Below are 15,419 nucleotides of genomic sequence, written 5' to 3'. Positions count from 1 at the left end.
TTCGCGGTATGGCGTCGGGCAGGCGGGACTTCTCGGAGTTCCAGGCGAAGCTGGAAAAGCATATCGAGCGCCTGCCCGACTACGCGCAGCGCGCGCAGCAGAAGCTGCAGCGGTTCGTCCCGCCGGACCAGCACGGCTCCGGTGTCCCGAAGCCCCGGGTCGTCGCCCAGGCGATGCCGGTGCTGTCGGAGGCCCGCGAGAAGTGGGTCGCGTGGAACTCGCCCGAGGCGAAGCTGGCGCGGCGCAAGAACCGCACGTCACGGGCGCTGACGCTGTGGATCATGGGCGCGGTGCTGTGTGTGCTGTGGGCCGTCGTCGGCGGGTTCGGTCTCGCCGGGGGCGGGGGCATCGCGGAGGCCGCGCCGGGCATTTTCGGCACCGTCGTGTTCGGCACGCTGTCGGTGCGGTCCGGTTTGCGGCTGCGGCAGCTGAACCGGACCGTGCTGCCGGTGAGCACCACGCCGCCACCACTCCCGCCCGCGGGCTCGGCCGCGCGCGCCCCGATGCAACGGCTCGCCGAATGCGAGGCGACGCTGGCCGATCTGCTGCGACAGCTGTCGGAACCGTCGTCGCTGGGCACGGCGCCGGTGCCGGAAATGTCGGTCGCCGACGCCCGGTCCACCGCCGCGGAGGCTTCGACGGCGCTGCGTTCGCTGGCCCTGCGCATCCAGTCGATCGAACGGGCCCGCAACGCCGCTCCGGCGGGCGAGCGGGCAGCGCTGGACTCGGCGATCTCGACGCTGCGGGAACAGCTGGAAGACGGCGTGGAGAGCTTCGGCCTCCTGGTCGCCGCGGCGGGCCGCGCGGTCGCCGCGAGCAGCCACGGCCTGGCCGATTCGCGCCTGTTCCTCACCGACGCCACCGACCGGCTCGCCGGCCTGGCACTGGCGCTGCGCGAACTGTCCTGACGCGGCTGTGGTCATCGGCCCGGCTCTGCTGGCTGACTCGCATGATCACGTGATCGGGTGCTGAGGCGGCAATCCCGAACCGGCCGCTCAGATCGGGCACCGCAGCGTCACTCGGGCCGGGACGCGGCCAGCGCCCGGCTGACGGCGCGCACCAGACCCGGCCCGTGCAGGGCGAAACCGGTGTAGAGCTGGATGAGGCTCGCCCCGGCGTCGAGCATTCGCTGCGCGTCGTCGCCGGTGGAGATGCCGCCGACGCCGATGATCGGGACGGTGCCCTCGGTGTGCGTGTGGACGAACCGCACGACCTCCCGCGCCCGCTCGGTCAGGGGCCGCCCGGACAGCCCGCCCGTCTCGGCGCCGAGCGCGCTCTCGCGCGCGGCCAGGCCGTCCCGGCCCAGCGTCGTGTTGGTCGCGATGATCCCGGACACGCCGTGCTCGTCACACACTTCGAGCAGCTCCGCGAGCGCGTCGTCGGTCAGGTCCGGCGCCACCTTGACCAGCAGCGGCGTGGCCGGTTTCCCGGCGGCCTTCGCCAGCTCCTCACCGGTGCGGCCCAGCTCGGCGAGCAGCTCGGCCAGCGCTTCACGGTCCTGCAGCGCCCGCAGGCCGGGGGTGTTGGGGGAGCTGACGTTGATCGCGAAGTAGTCCGCCCACGAATACAGCGCCCGCAACGACTCCTGGTAGTCCGCGACCGCGTCCTCCAGCGGCGTCACCTTCGACTTGCCGATCGAAACGCCCAGCGGGATGTCCGGCTTTCCCTTGGCGGACAGGCGTTGCGCCAGCCCGGCGGCACCGGAGTTGTTGAACCCCATGCGGTTGATGACGGCATCGCTGTCCGGGAGCGTGAACAGCCGCGGCTTCGGGTTGCCCGGCTGGGCCAGCCGGGTGACGGTGCCGATCTCGGCGAACCCGAACCCGAGCGCGGGCCACGCCGCCAGCGCGCGCCCGTCCTTGTCCATGCCCGCGGCCAGGCCGACCCGGTTCGCGAACCGCAGGCCGAACAGCGTCACCGGGTCCGCGACGGCGAAGCGGCGCCGCACCGCCGCCAGCGCGGGCGGGACGTCGGAGAGCCGCGTGAGCACGCGCAGGGTGCGTTCGTGCACCTTCTCGGGGTCGTTGTCGTTGAGCCGGTAGAGCGCGGGACGGATCAGCCTGTCGAAGAGCACGGTCCCATCTTCGCTCAGCGCCGTTTCCACTCCGCGGACAGCATGGCGTAGACGAGTTCGTCGGTCCATTCGCCCTTGACGAGCTCGTTTTCCCGCAGGTGCGCCTCCCGTCGCATGCCCAGGCCCTCCATCAGCGAGGCCGAGGGCACGTTGCGGCTGTCGCAGCGGCCGTGGATGCGGTGCAGGCCGAGCCCGTCGAAGCCGAGCCGGAACAGTTCGGTGGCCGCTTCGGCGGCATAGCCCTTGCCGTGGTGCTCGGGATGGAAGACGAGCCCGAATTCACCGCTGGCGTGCTCGCGGCTGGTCCACGACAGGGTGAGATCACCGATCAGCTCACCGGTGTCGATCAGCTCGACGGCGATCGAGAGGTATTCGCCCGGCTCGGTCAGGGTCGAGCGCGTGATCTTGTCCTTGAGCGCCGCGGCGGTCTCCTGCCGCGTGCGCGGCTCCCAGTACAGGTACCGCGCGACGTCCGGGCGGGACTGGAAGGAGTGGAGCGCACCCAGATCCGCCTGGGTGAACGGACGCAGGATCAGCCGTGCGGTCTTGATCGGGTACGCGGGCTCCAGCACCGGCGAAGGATAGCGCGCTCCGCGCGATCTTCAGGGGCTTTTCCCGGGAGATGAGGGGATTGGGGGAACCCCCGGTGCGACTCCCGACCGTCGTCAGCCGTTCGGGCCCGAGCCGGACCAGTGCTCGGAAACACCGGGGGGCGGTGGCTGTCTGGTATTCACCAGCAGTCCAGGGTGTGGCATCCGCTAGCGGACAGCCACCTCACGAGTCCCGTTGCTACACAACTTTGGACCACCTCCTTTCCCGTGTACCGGCAACGTTATGCGCGCCGGGGCCGGTGCGGCAACCGGATTTCCGGGCGGGCGCACGTGGCTATTCTCACCCGCTCCGGAGGGCCGGGCCGGGAATTTTCCGCCTCGCTGACAGCACGCCGGCTGGATCGATACACGGCTGAGTGCCGGTTTCGACCGGAATCGCGAGGTGTACCCGATCGGGTGACCGGGGGGCTGGTCCGCAGCAACAGGAGAGGGTGCGATGTCCACGCCCATAGTCATTCTGATCGTCGTGCTGGCGATCGTGGTGATCGCCGGTATCGCCCTGCTGGCCCGTGCCCGGTACCGGCGCAGGCGCCTGCAGGAGCGGTTCGGGCCCGAGTACGACCGGGCCGTCGAAGGCAACCAGAGCAAGACGGCGGCCGAGAAGGATCTCGCCGCACGCGAGAAGCGGCACAGCAAGCTGGACATCCGGCCGCTGTCCGATTCGGCCCGGCAGCGCTACCGCCAGCAGTGGTCGCTGGTGCAGCAGCAGTTCGTCGACCGCCCCGGCGCGGCCATCCTGGACGCCGACCGGGTCCTGACCGCATTGATGGCCGAGCGTGGCTACCCCACCGAGGGGTACGAGCAGCAGCACCGTGACCTCTCCGTCGAGCACGGGCGCACGCTCGACCACTACCGCAGCGCCCACGAGATCACGCAGGGGCACCAGAAGACCGAGGCGTCCACGGAAGACCTGCGCCGGGCGATGGTCCACTACCGGCAGGTCTTCGAGGACCTGCTCGGCGAGGCCGACGCGCCGGGGACGACCGCGGAGGGAGACCGTCACCATGCGCGCTGACGACCGCGCCACCGACGGCCTGGGCACCGACGACCTGGTGGAACCCCGCCGCGGCGGTGACGACCTGGAGGAGCGCCCTGCCGAGGATTCGCGGCGGGACGGTCCCCGTTCGCAGGAGGAGCCCGTGCCGGCGCTGTTCCGCCCGGAGCAGGTCACGGAGTTCCGCACCCGGTGGCAGGACGTGCAGACGTCGTTCGTGGACGATCCACAGCGGACGCTGCGGGACGCCGACCAGCTGGTGGCCGAGGTGATGCAGGCGCTGGCCTCGACCTTCGCCGACCACAAGCACGGGCTGGAGGCCCAGTGGCAGCGGGGCGGCGAGGTCGCCACCGAGGACCTCCGCCTGGCGCTGCGCCGCTACCGCACGTTCTTCAACGAGCTGCTGCGCAGCTGAGGCTCGGGGGCACGATGTCACGGTGGGGCGAGGGTGGTTGTCGTGGAGCGGCGACGCGGTGTCGTTACCGTGCGGGACCGTTGCGTAGTTGCGGTGCCGGGCCGCGCTGACACCGGGGACAGAACCAGGTGGGGCGGGCCTGGACGTCGCGGGTGTCGCGGCCCTGGTCTGCCACCCGGAGCCGTCCGCCGCAGCGGAAGCAGCCCTGCCTGGTTCGTTCGTACACCCAGTTGCGGCGGCCGCGGGCGAGGTCGCCGGTGGTGCTCTGCTCGTGCCGCCACGCGTTGGCCAGCAACAGTTTCCGCGCCAGCCGCACGGTCTTCGCGCCGTCCACTCCGGAGACCGGCGTCCACGGTGTGACACCGAGCAGGAAACAGATCTCGCACTTGTAGAGGTTGCCGACCCCGGCCATGATCCGCTGGTCCAGCAACGCGATGCCCAGTTCGCGCACGGGATCGGCCGTCAGTGCCGCCACCGCGCGGGCCTCGTGCTCGTCGCTCCACTGTGGATCGAGCAGGTCCGGTCCGAGGTGACCGACCAGGCGGGATTCCTCGCCGGTGGGCAGCAGTTCCAGGTCGTGCACCCGGAACCCGACGACCCGGACGCTCTCGGCGTCGAGCACGACCCGCGCGTGGTGGGCCGGGTGCCGCCAGCGCGCTCCGGGCCGGTAGATCTCCCACGAGCCGTCCATCTTGAGGTGGCTGTGCAGGCTCAGGTCCCCGGAGAAGCGGGTGAACAGGTGCTTGCCGACGGTCCGCACGCCGAGCACCGTGGAGCCGGCCAGATCTGTCGTGGCCAGCGCGGGGTGCCGGAAGTCGGTGCGCAGCAGCACCCGGCCCGCCAGCGCCTTGTCGAGCTTGCGGCCGGCCAGGAAGACCGTGTCACCTTCGGGCATCGGTCCGCGCGATCCGGCCCGTCGTCTCGGCGGCCGGCTCGGCCTCGCGGTCGATGCGGTGACGGCCGGCACGGGTGGAGCGCAGGATCTTGGCCAGCACCATGTTGAAGGTCAGCGCGACCTCCTGGGCTCCGGGGGAGTGCCATTCGTGGATCGGGCTGCACGCGCCCTGCGCCTGCTGCACCGCGAGCCGGTCCGGGATCGCGGTCGGCATCACCAGCCCGCCGAAGGACTCGCGCAGTTCGGCGATGCGGAACTGGTGCTCGTGCGAGCGCGGCCGGAGCCGGTTGACCAGCACGCCCACCGCGGCCAGATCCGGGTTGTGCTCCTCCCGGATCCGCTCGATCGCCTCCAGCGCGCGCTGGGCGCCGCTGACCGCGTACATCGTCGGCTCGGTGACCAGGATGGCGCTGTCGGCCGCCACCAGCGCGGACTTCGTCAGGCGGCCCAGTGAGGGCGGGCAGTCCAGGATCGCCAGTTCGTAGGGGCGGCCGCGCGGCGGGTGGTCGTGCAGCTCGTCGAGTGCCCGGGAGAGGTTGCCGACCTTGTCGTCCCGCGGTCCCGGCTCGTTGAGCAGCTCCAGCTCCTCGGCCCCGACCAGCACGTCGATCCCGGGGCTCCACGCGCTCGGCGCCACGGCCTGGCGCAGGACCGGACCGCCCGGATCGTCGAGCACGTCGGCCAGGGTGGCCTCCGTGTAGGGCGGATCGAGGGTGGCGGTGGCGTTGCCCTGCGGGTCCAGGTCGGCCACCAGAGCCGGGGCGCCCCTACGGAGAGCAGCCGAAGCGATGCCCAGCGCGACCGTCGTTTTGCCGACACCACCCTTGAGGCTGAGTACGGCGACCGTGTGCACGGAGTCGAGCGTAGCCGGAGTGCCACCACGAGCCGTCCGGACCGGGCTCACTACGCTGTCCGCCATGCGAACGGACACCGGGACAGCACGCGGCTCCGGCACGGTCTGGCGGGCACTGCGGGCCGAGCTCGACCGGGCGCGCGAGCGAGGGGCCGATCAGCCCGCCGTCGTCGACGTCGGCGGCGGCAGTGGCGTGTGGGCGGTCCCGCTGGCCGCCGAGGGCTGCCGCGTGACCGTCGTCGAGCCGAGCCCCAACGCGCTGTCGACGCTGCGGCTGCGCGCCGAGGAGGCCGGGGTCGCCGGGGCGATCACGGTGGTGGCCGACGACACCGACGCGCTCGCCGCGCGGGTCCCGGCCGGATCGGCCGACCTGGTGCTGGCTCACGGGCTGCTCGAGGTCGTCGACGATCCGGCCGCGGTGGTCGGTGCGCTGGCCGGGGCGGCCGCGCCGGGCGGGGCGGTGTCGGTGCTGGCCACCAACCGGCACGCCGCGGTACTGCACCGGGCGCTGGGCGGGCGCGTGCGCGAGGCCCACGAGCTGCTCACCAGCCCCGACGGCGTGCTCGCCGAGGACGGGGAGACGGTGTTGCGCCGCTTCGACGCCGACGGCCTGCGCGGTCTGCTGGCCGGTGCCGGGCTGCGGGTGGAGCTGGTCCAGGGCGACGGCGTGGTGTCGGACGTGCTGGGCGAGGGCGAGTCCGCGCAGTACTCCGCCGACGACCTGGCCGACTTCGAGGCCGCCGCGGGTGCGGTCCCGCCGCTGCGCGATCTCGCCAGCCGGCTGCACCTGCTCGCCCGGCTCTGACCGGAACTGTCGGACCCCCTGCGTAGGCTCGTCCGCGATGGGTAAGAATTCCGCCCTCCCGGCGGGCTACGAGCGGTTCCGGGTGGGCACGGGGCACACGCCGGACGACACCGGCTGCGGTCTGCTGCACGTCGACATGGACGCGTTCTTCGCGGCCGTGGAGCTGCGCACGCGGCCGGAGCTGGTGGACAAGCCGGTGGTCGTCGCGGGTGCCGGGCCGCGGTCGGTGGTCACCTCGGCGAACTACCCGGCGCGTGAGTTCGGGGTGCGCGCGGCGATGCCGGTCGCCGTGGCGCGGCGGTTGTGCCCGCACGCCGTGTTCATCCCGCCCACGCACGGGCTCTACGGCGAGGTGTCCCGGGGCGTCATGGCGATCTTCCGAGAGCTGACCCCGCTCGTGGAGCCGCTGAGCCTGGACGAGGCATTCCTCGACGTCAGCGGTGCGCTGCGGCGCCTCGGCGAGACGTCGTCGGGTATCGCCGCCCTGATCCGGCGCCGCGTGCGGGCCGAGCACGGCATCACCTGCTCGGTCGGGGTGGCCGGGGTGAAGTTCGTGGCGAAGCTGGCCTCGGGCATGGCGAAGCCGGACGGCGTGCTCGTGGTGCCCGCGGCGCAGACGCTGGCGTTCCTGCACCCGCTGCCGATCTCGGCGCTGTGGGGCGTGGGGAAGAAGACGGAGGAGAGCCTGCGGCGGCTCGGCCTGGCCACGATCGCCGACGTGGCCGCGGCTCCGTTGCCGCGGCTGCGCAAGGCGGTCGGCAACGCCGGTGCCGAGCACCTGCACGCCCTGGCGCACGGCATCGACGAGCGGGGCGTGGTCGTCGATTCGCCGGAGAAGTCGCTGGGCGCGGAGCACACTTTCGACACCGACCAGCGTGATCCACGGGTGCTGGAGCGCGAGCTGCTGCGGCTGTCCGAGCGGGTCGCGGCGAGCCTGCGCGGGCGGGGGCTGCGCGGCCGCACGGTGTCGATCAAGGTGCGCTTCGCCGACTTCCGCACCATCACCCGTGCCCGCACGCTGCCCTCGGCCACCGACGTGGCCAGGGTGATCCACTCGACCGCGGTGGCGTTGCTGACGGAGGCGGTCGCCGGGGCCGAAATCCGCCTCCTGGGTGTCCGTGTCGAAGGACTCACCGGAGAGGCCGAGCCCGAGCAGCTGTCGTTCGAGCAGCCCGAACCACGCTGGCGCGACGCGGAGGTGGCGGCCGACGTGGCACGCTCGAAGTTCGGTTCCGCGGCGGTCCGTCCCGCGTCACTGCTCGTGCGCGCCCCCGACCCGCCTCAGGGGGAACCCTGAGACGTCCGAAACGTTGAGCAAGGGGACGGCGACAGCCCGGCAGAACCACCAGCGCCCAGGCCGGCGGGGAGATTTGAGCCAAACGGGGCACTAGTTGGAGCGGGATCGGGTAGTCCTGATCGCGAAGGACTCGTATCCTGGAGGGTGACACCATCAGGGGTGTCTGTTGGGTCCAGGACGTTGCGCGGCCCGGCGCCCGCGACAGCTGTGCCGGAGGAGGAAAGATGCCACTCTCCGAGCATGAGCAGCGGCTGCTCGACCAGATCGAGCGCGAGCTCTATGCCGAGGACCCCAAGTTCGCGTCTACGGTGCGCGGTGCCCGGTTCCGCCGGCCCGCCCGCCGCCGCCGAATCCAGGGGATCGCGCTGTTCGTCGTCGGGATCGCTCTGCTCGTACTGGGTGTGATGGTGCGAGCGTTGTGGGTCGCCGACGTGCCGTTGATGAGCGTGTTCGGTTTCGTCGTGATGTTCGCGGGCGCGATGCTCGCGATGTTCTCGGGCCGCGGCGGGGGCGACGGCAAGCAGAGCGGCGGCGGCGCCAAAGCGGCCAAGTCGAAGAGCTCCTTCACGCAGCGCATGGAGGAGCGGTTCCGCCAGCGCTTCGAAGAGCAGTAGTTCGTCCTCCGCGCAGTGCCTACGTCCGGTCCGGGCGTAGGCACTTTCGCATGGCCGTGACCACGGCCGTGGCCACGGCGAGGCATCCGGTGACGATCAGCGCCAGCGGCAATGCGCTGCCCGTGCCGAACACGCCGACCAGCGGTGAAACCGCGCCGCCCAGCAGGAACTGACCGCCACCCAGCAACGCGGAGGTGGCGCCCGGTGCGTCGCGGCCCGCCGCCTGCGCGGCCGCCGTCACCGCCGGGAAGAACACGCCGAACGCGGTGATCACGGCGAACAGGCAGGCCCAGGTCAGGGCGAGCGAACCGCCGCTCGTGAGGAGCGCGGCGGTGAGGACCGCCCCCGCGGCCAGTGCGGTCGTGATCCCCGCGACGAGCAGCCGCCCCGTGCCCACCCGCGCGACGAGCCGCCCGCACAGCACGCTGCCCGCCAGCGAGCCCAGGGCGTTGACGCCGTAGATCACGCTCACCAGGCCGGGTGCGGCGCCGTAGACGTCGGAGAAGACGAACGTCGAACCGGCGATGTAGGCGAAGACGGCCGCGCCGCCGAAGCAGAGGCTGATCACGTACCCGGCGACGGCGGGCCGCCGCGCGAGCCGGGCAAGACCGGCGAGCGGACTGGAACCGCGGTTCCCGGACGGCCGCGATTCCGGAACCCAGACGAGCACCCCGGCCACCTGCGCGAGCCCGAGGACGGCGAGCGCGGCGAACACGATCCGCCACGACGTGACGCTCAGGATCGCCCCGCCCACTGTCGGCGCCAGGATCGGCGCGGCGGAGGTGATCGCCGCCAGCGTGGAGAACTTGCGTGCCGCTTCGGCGTCCCGGAACAGGTCGGTGATCACCGCGCGCGCGACCACGATGCCCGCCGCGCCGGTGAACCCCTGGCACAGCCGGGCGACGTCGAGCACGACGATCGAGGGAGCCAGCGCGCACACCAGCGACGACACCGCGAACAGGGCGGTGCCCGCCAGCAGCACGGGCCGCCGCCCGGTGGTGTCGCTGACCGGGCCGAGCACCAGCTGCCCGGCGACGACGCCGACGAGGAACGTCGTCAACGACAACTGGGCCGCGGAAGGCCGCGTGCCCAGTGACCGGGCGAGGTCCGGCAGGCCCGGCACGTACATGTCGGTGGCCAGCGGCGCGATCCCGGTGAGCGTGGCGAGAACCAGGATGAGCGCCGGGCCGGTGCGGGCGGCAGTGACGGCCATCGGCACCCTTTCCGTTCGCGGGAGCGGGGCGGGGTGGTCAGTGCGGGGGAGTGGCGCCGAGGGCAGTCGTGCCGGGGGCCGGGCGGTCGGCGACCTGGCGCAGCAGGTCCGCCGCCACGCGCAGGACGGCGCGTTCGGCCGGGGTCAGCGTGTCCCGCAGGACGTCCGCCAGCCAGGCGTTGCCGTCCTGGACGTGAGCGTCCAGGGCGCCGCGTCCCGCGTCGGTGATCGTCACCGTCTGCTGGCGCCGGTCCTGCTCGTCGCGGGAACGGGCCACCAGCCCGGCGTCGTCCAGGGCGTTGAGGGTGCGCGTCAGCGACTGCGGCTGCAGCCCTTCGATACCGGCCAGAGCCGTCGGGGTGAGCGGGCCGCTGTGCCGCAGGTTCGCCAGCACCGAGGCGGCCAGCCGGGACAGCGCGTCCTCGCGTCCCGGCTGCTGGGTGCGCAACCGCTGCGCGAGCCGGGACACCGCCCACCGCACGGCTTGGGCCGTCTCCGCCGAGTCATCCATGCTTACCAAGCTAAGGCTTGGTAACTGGCCGCGCAACAGCGACAAGAAGGCCGAGATACCAAGTCGATGCTTGACATCTCGTCAACGCTTGCGGAACACCGACCGTGGGAACAGCCGTCCGCGCCACGACATCGGGGCGTTGCGCTGCAGGCTCCGCCGCAGGCCCTCGAACGCGGAGGCGAAGTCGTCGCCCGTCGAGGCGTGCGGCGAGTACCACGAGCGCTCCACCGTGCCGACCACCATGCGCAGGTCGTTCTGCCCGGCGTCGTCGAGGTTGTGCTGCGCGGCCACCTTCTGCGCGGCCGCCCGCACCGTGTCGCTCGGCGGGATCGGCACGCCGCGGTCGGCGCACTCGTCCATCAGCTCCGCCCACGCCGCGTCGGCCGCGCCCGGCTGGCGGGCCGTGATCGCGGTCAGGCGACGGCGGCGCTGGACCTCCCGCACCACGGCCGGGGCCAGCCCGGCCGCCGCGACCAGCAGCAGCACCAGCGCGAGGACCCAGTGCACGAGCCACGCCGTGAGCACCACGGTGACCAGCCACGCCGCGGCGGCCGCCAGTGGCAGCCAGGACGCCGACCTGCTCCGCAGCCTGCGGATCGCCACGAACGCGGCCACGGTCAGGGCCAGCGCGATCAACACCAGCGCCAGTGCCGTCCACCCGGTCCAGCCCGGCGCCGACCCGTCCTGCGCCGCCTGCGCGCCGCCGGGGTTGACCGTGCTGTCCTGCGCCGTGGGCGCACCGGTCGGGGCGACCCGCGTGGTCGACACGCTCGGCACGTCCTGCTCCTCGGAATCCGAGGAACCGCTGGACGTGGCGCCCGACTGCAGGTACGGCGGGACGTAGCCGCGGCCGTCGGAACGCGGGGTCGGGTCGAAGCTGACCCAGCCGAGGCCGGTGAAGTACACCTCGACCCAGGCGTGCGCGTCCTGCGAGGTGATCATGCGCGTGTCACCGTCGGCGTAACCGGAGGTGAACCCGACCGCCACGCGGGAGGGCAGGTCCAGCACCCGCAGCATCACGGCCATCGCGGAGGCGAACTGCTCGCAGAACCCGCGCTTGCCGTTGAGCAGGAAGTCGGCCAGTGCGTCGCTGTCGGTCGCGGCGGCCGTCTCGGTGTCGTAGGTGAACCCGTTCTCGGCGCTGAAATACCGCCAGATCGCGCTCGCCCGGTCGAAGTCCGTGGTGGCGCCGCGCGCGAGGTCCCGCGCGAGGCTCTCCACCCGGGGGTCGACACCGGCGATCTCGCTGTAGGTCGCCGGGACCTCGCTGCCGCCGGTGCTGGCCGTCTCCAGCTGCTGCTTGCTCGGCTCGGCCAGCGACGCGGTCTCGATGTAGGCCGGGATGCGCTGCTTGCGCTCGCTGAACACCGCGCCGCTGGTCGGGTCGTAGTACCAGCCCTGCGACACGCCCTGCAGGCCGCGCACCTGGCCGTACACCGGCATCCAGACGTCGACCCAGTTCAGCGGCTCGATGGCGATCTGACGCGCCTCGCCCGAACCGTCGTCACCGGGCGCGGCGGGCAGCGGCTCGGCGGCGGGGAAACCCGCGGGCATGGGCCCGTCGGGCAGGCTCCAGCCGCGGTTGGGCCGGTACGTGTCGAGGGTGAACGCGCGCAGCAGGCGCTTGTCGTTGCCCAGGCCACGCACGCGGAACAGGTCGACCGTGCTGCCCTGGTCCAGCATGCCGCGCAGCGAGGTGAACGGGTTGACGCCCAGGCCACCGGACCCGGCGCCGGACCCGCTGCGGCCGCTGCCGGGCAGGCGTCCGACGGTGCCGACCGCGGTCAGCGCGGTGCCGGCGACCAGGCCGAGCACCAGGGCGACCGCGACCACGGCGACCGGCGCGGACGCCGCGGCGGGCGCGCCGCCCAGGCCCGGTGAGTCCCGGTTGCGCCAGCGGCGATGGCGGTGGTTGCCGTCGACGGCGAGCAGGCCGGCGAAGGCCGCCGCGCCCAGCAGGAACGTCCACCACGGCAGCATCGCGTCGGCCAGCGACGCCGGCACCGCGTAAACGCACAGCAGCACCAGACCGGTCGCCGCGGGCGCGGACGCGGCCACGGCGAGGGTGTCGACGAGCACCGCGACCAGGCCGATCGCGATCGTCACCAGGCACAGGATCGGTGGCGTCGCCTCGACCGGCGGCAACCCGGTGCGGATCTGCTCGAACGCCGCGGCCAGGACATCGTTGAGTTCGGAGAAGGCGGCCGGGCCGGGGATGACGCCGAGGATGCCGCTGCCGGTGAACACACCGGTGAGCAGCAACAGCAGCACGACCAGCTGGGCCAGGCCGACCACGACCGTCGGGGTGCGGACGGTACGCAGCGCCAGCCCGGTCGCCCCGACCAGCACGACGGCGACGGTGACGTAGCCGAGCCAGCCGAGCCCGCCGACGACGCCGGTGAGCGAGGTGGACGCGCACAGCGTGGCCAACGCCGCGGCCGCGGGTGCCAGGATCGAGCCCCGCCACTGCGGCGGCTCGGCGGCGCGCCGCGCGGGACGATGCAGTTCCGGCTGACCCGGCGGCGGGGCGTCCGGCTGCCCGGGACGGGGCGGGCGGGTCAGCGTGGTCACAGCGGTCCCCCGTGATTCAGGTGGCCGGGCGCCCGGCCCGGCGGCCTTGTCGTGGTCACAGCGCACCCCCGATGAGGCTGCCGCGCCCCGCGGCCGTGCGGCACAGGTCCGCCCACACGCTCGTCATCGGTGTGTTCGGGCCGGCGACGACGACACCCCAGCCCGCGGCGCGCAGCAGCGCGGCCGATTCCTCGGTCGCCGCCGCGCGCTGTTCGGGCGCGCTCACACTGCCGGACCACGATGGGGTGTCGAGCAGCACCGCGAGGCTGCGGATCCCGCGCGGGCGGAACCGCGCCAGTTCGGTGACGGCCTGGTTCGACACGGTGCCCAGCACCGCGATCAGCTCCTGGCCCTCGGCCGGGTCGTGGCCGGTCGTCAGGTCGCGCTGGTGCGCCGGCTGCAGCGCGGCCAGAGCGTCCAGCAGCACGTTGTCGTAGCCCTCGCCGCCGTCGCCGGGCACGTCGGCCAGCGGTTTGCCGTGCTCGGTCACCAGGCGGACCCGGTGCCCGGCGCGCCGCACGTGCAGGCACACGCTGGCCGCGAACGAGATCGCCCACTCCAGGCTCGCGGACGGGCCGCTGCCGTGGTGGGCGGCGCCCCGGTGGTCCAGCAGCACGGTGGTGCCGCCGCGCCACGGCCGCTCCTCGACGCGCACCATGATCTCGTCGCGCCGCGCGGTCGAACGCCAGTGCACCTTGCGCAGGTCGTCACCCTGCCGGTACTGGCGGACCACGACGTCGGTCTCGCCCTGGCCGGCGCGCAACCGCACGCTGCCGTCGTCGCCGGCACCGATCCCGGCGCCGCTGGGCAGCCCCCACAGGCTGACCACCTTCGGCACCACGACCAGCCGCGAATGCTCGATCAGCTCGCGGTCGAACTCGCACAGCCCGAACGGGTCGGTCAGCGTCGCCCGCAGCGGGCCGACCTGCTGGATGCCGCGCATCATCGGCTGCACCGGGTACCGCAGCGCGATGACCCGGCCGTGGGGCAGCCGCTCCACGACGAACCGGGGGCGGGAGCCCAGCGCGTAGGGCAGGCCGTCTTCGAGCAGGACCTCACCGGCGGGCAGCTTGCCGTCCCGCCACAGCGCCAGTTCCACTTCGCCGGGCGCGCCGACCGAGATCCGGTCGGGCAGCAGCCTGCGGGACGCGCCGATGCGCACCCGGGACGCGGCGATGAACAGGGCGACCAGCAGCGGCAGCGCGATGACGAACACCGCGACCCGCAGCAGGTCGCGCTCGTTGAGCACCACCGCGCAGACCGCGGCCGCCACGCCGGCGGCCAGCAGGCACCGCCCCCGCGTGGTCAGCCCGGACAGTGAGCGCAACATCCGGCGGCGTCCCGTTCTACCGGCGGCCGGAGGTCTGCGGGTGACCGCCCTGCGGCACCGGCACCCGGTGCAGGACCGCGCGGACCACGTCGGTCGCGGAGCGGCGGGCCGCGTGCGCCTCCGTGGTCAGCACCAGCCGGTGCGCGAGCACCGGGACGGCGACCGCGTGCAGGTCGTCCGGGACGACGAAGTCACGGCCGGACAGCGCCGCCTGGGCGCGCGCCGAACGGACCAGCTGCAGCGTGGCGCGCGGCGAGGCGCCGAGCCGGATCTCCGGTACCTGGCGCGTGGCCGCGACCAGGTCGACGGCGTACTTGCGCACCTCGGGCGCCATGTGCACGTTGCGGACCGCCTGGATCAGCCGCTGCAGGGTGGCCCCGTCGGACACCGGCTGGAGATCGGCCAGCGGATCGTGACCGGCGTGCTCGTCGACCATGGCCAGCTCGGCCTGCGCGTCGGGGTAGCCGATCGACACGCGCGCGGTGAACCGGTCGCGCTGCGCCTCGGGCAGGGCGTAGGTGCCCTCCATCTCGATCGGGTTCTGCGTCGCGATGACCATGAAGGGGTCGTCCAGCCGGTAGGTCGTGGTGTCGACCGTGACCTGCTTCTCCTCCATGCACTCCAGCAGCGCCGACTGGGTCTTCGGCGAGGCCCGGTTGATCTCGTCGCCGACCACGATGTTCGCGAACACGGGGCCGGGCCGGAACTCGAACCCGCTGGTCTGCCGGTTGTAGATGGACACGCCGGTGACGTCGCTGGGCAGCAGGTCGGGCGTGAACTGGATGCGGCTGACCGTGCAGTCGATGGAGCGGGCCAGCGCCTTGGCCAGCGAGGTCTTCCCGACGCCCGGCACGTCCTCGACCAGCAGGTGACCCTCGGCCAGCAGCGTCACCAGCGCGACGCGTACCACCTCGGGCTTGCCGACCAGCACGCGCTCGACGTTGCCGGCGATCCGCCGCATCGTCTCGTGCAGTTCACCGTGGCCGTTGTGGCTCATCGGCGTCCCATGGGCCGGGGTCGCGCCGGAGGGGTGATACGGCGCTTGCCCGTGCGCCTGCTCGCCCGCGTACTCCCCGGGCGCTGCAGGCTGTGTCCTCGACGTCACTCGACCTCCTGGTGCCGAAGCCCTTTTTTCACGATCTGGGACACGGGTGCGGCCCCTTGCCGGACCACGCCGCGGCGCGGAACGATCTCACAGCCGGGCGCGGGGGTTCGCGTGCGGTCGCCCGCCCGGCA

Annotated in this window: 15 protein-coding genes; 6 read left to right on the top strand and 9 right to left on the bottom strand. The window is 73.0% G+C overall.

Annotated elements, in window-relative coordinates:
* Positions 1–8: 8 nt before the first annotated feature.
* Positions 9–908: a phage shock envelope stress response protein PspM gene (pspM, locus tag HNR02_RS30880; protein ID WP_179777158.1), complete on the top strand. Its 900-nt coding sequence runs from the start codon at positions 9–11 to the stop codon at positions 906–908.
* A 107-nt stretch (positions 909–1,015) separates the two neighbouring features.
* On the opposite strand, the gene HNR02_RS30875 is transcribed toward pspM, so the two are convergent.
* Positions 1,016–2,074, bottom strand: coding sequence for a quinone-dependent dihydroorotate dehydrogenase (locus tag HNR02_RS30875; protein ID WP_179777157.1), 1,059 nt, complete (start codon positions 2,072–2,074; stop codon positions 1,016–1,018).
* Between the two features lie 14 nt (positions 2,075–2,088).
* Positions 2,089–2,646, bottom strand: a complete 558-nt coding sequence (locus HNR02_RS30870) for a GNAT family N-acetyltransferase (protein ID WP_179777156.1) — start codon at positions 2,644–2,646, stop codon at positions 2,089–2,091.
* 475 nt (positions 2,647–3,121) lie between these two features.
* On the opposite strand from HNR02_RS30870, the gene HNR02_RS30865 reads away from it, so the two are divergent.
* Positions 3,122–3,700 (top strand): hypothetical protein, encoded by a 579-nt coding sequence (locus tag HNR02_RS30865; protein WP_179777155.1) that lies wholly within the window; start codon positions 3,122–3,124, stop codon positions 3,698–3,700.
* On the top strand, positions 3,690–4,094 hold the full coding sequence (locus tag HNR02_RS30860; protein ID WP_179777154.1) for a hypothetical protein: 405 nt from the start codon (positions 3,690–3,692) through the stop codon (positions 4,092–4,094). The genes HNR02_RS30865 and HNR02_RS30860 overlap by 11 nt, the downstream gene beginning before the upstream one ends.
* A 64-nt stretch (positions 4,095–4,158) precedes the next feature.
* Here the strand turns inward: HNR02_RS30860 and HNR02_RS30855 are convergent, their stop codons facing one another.
* Positions 4,159–4,989 (bottom strand): DNA-formamidopyrimidine glycosylase family protein, encoded by an 831-nt coding sequence (locus HNR02_RS30855; RefSeq protein ID WP_179777153.1) that lies wholly within the window; start codon positions 4,987–4,989, stop codon positions 4,159–4,161.
* Complete coding sequence (locus tag HNR02_RS30850; protein ID WP_179777152.1) at positions 4,976–5,842, bottom strand: ParA family protein; 867 nt, start codon at positions 5,840–5,842, stop codon at positions 4,976–4,978. The genes HNR02_RS30855 and HNR02_RS30850 overlap by 14 nt, the downstream gene beginning before the upstream one ends.
* A gap of 64 nt (positions 5,843–5,906) precedes the next feature.
* Between HNR02_RS30850 and HNR02_RS30845 the strand changes: the two genes are divergently transcribed.
* The 3 genes from HNR02_RS30845 to HNR02_RS30835 all read left to right on the top strand — a co-directional run bounded on the left by HNR02_RS30845 (position 5,907) and on the right by HNR02_RS30835 (position 8,558).
* A complete protein-coding gene (locus HNR02_RS30845) occupies positions 5,907–6,647 on the top strand; it encodes a class I SAM-dependent methyltransferase (protein WP_179777151.1) in 741 nt (246 codons plus the stop codon).
* A gap of 37 nt (positions 6,648–6,684) precedes the next feature.
* Positions 6,685–7,944: a DNA polymerase IV gene (gene dinB / locus HNR02_RS30840; RefSeq protein ID WP_179777150.1), complete on the top strand. Its 1,260-nt coding sequence runs from the start codon at positions 6,685–6,687 to the stop codon at positions 7,942–7,944.
* A gap of 224 nt (positions 7,945–8,168) precedes the next feature.
* Positions 8,169–8,558 (top strand): SCO2097 family morphological protein, encoded by a 390-nt coding sequence (locus HNR02_RS30835; protein WP_179777149.1) that lies wholly within the window; start codon positions 8,169–8,171, stop codon positions 8,556–8,558.
* 19 nt (positions 8,559–8,577) lie between these two features.
* Here HNR02_RS30835 and HNR02_RS30830 read toward each other — a convergent pair whose 3' ends face one another.
* The 5 genes from HNR02_RS30830 to HNR02_RS30810 form a co-directional block, all read right to left on the bottom strand.
* Entirely contained in the window at positions 8,578–9,771 is a 1,194-nt protein-coding gene (locus HNR02_RS30830) for a multidrug effflux MFS transporter (protein ID WP_179777148.1), read from the bottom strand.
* 37 nt (positions 9,772–9,808) lie between these two features.
* The gene (locus HNR02_RS30825; protein WP_179777147.1) at positions 9,809–10,282 is read right to left on the bottom strand and encodes a MarR family winged helix-turn-helix transcriptional regulator; all 474 of its coding nucleotides are present in this window, start codon (positions 10,280–10,282) and stop codon (positions 9,809–9,811) included.
* Between the two features lie 81 nt (positions 10,283–10,363).
* Positions 10,364–12,853 carry a transglutaminase TgpA family protein gene (locus HNR02_RS30820; RefSeq protein WP_179777146.1) on the bottom strand — a complete coding sequence of 830 codons (2,490 nt, stop codon included), beginning with the start codon at positions 12,851–12,853 and terminating at the stop codon, positions 10,364–10,366.
* Between the two features lie 55 nt (positions 12,854–12,908).
* Positions 12,909–14,183, bottom strand: a complete 1,275-nt coding sequence (locus tag HNR02_RS30815; RefSeq protein WP_179777145.1) for a DUF58 domain-containing protein — start codon at positions 14,181–14,183, stop codon at positions 12,909–12,911.
* A gap of 16 nt (positions 14,184–14,199) precedes the next feature.
* Complete coding sequence (locus tag HNR02_RS30810) at positions 14,200–15,288, bottom strand: AAA family ATPase (RefSeq protein WP_179777144.1); 1,089 nt, start codon at positions 15,286–15,288, stop codon at positions 14,200–14,202.
* Positions 15,289–15,419 lie beyond the last annotated feature (131 nt).

The organism is Amycolatopsis endophytica, assembly GCF_013410405.1.
Classification (GTDB): domain Bacteria; phylum Actinomycetota; class Actinomycetes; order Mycobacteriales; family Pseudonocardiaceae; genus Amycolatopsis_E; species Amycolatopsis_E endophytica.
The sequence above is the reverse complement of the archived record's forward strand: the minus strand, read 5'-3'. Positions and strand labels throughout refer to the sequence as shown.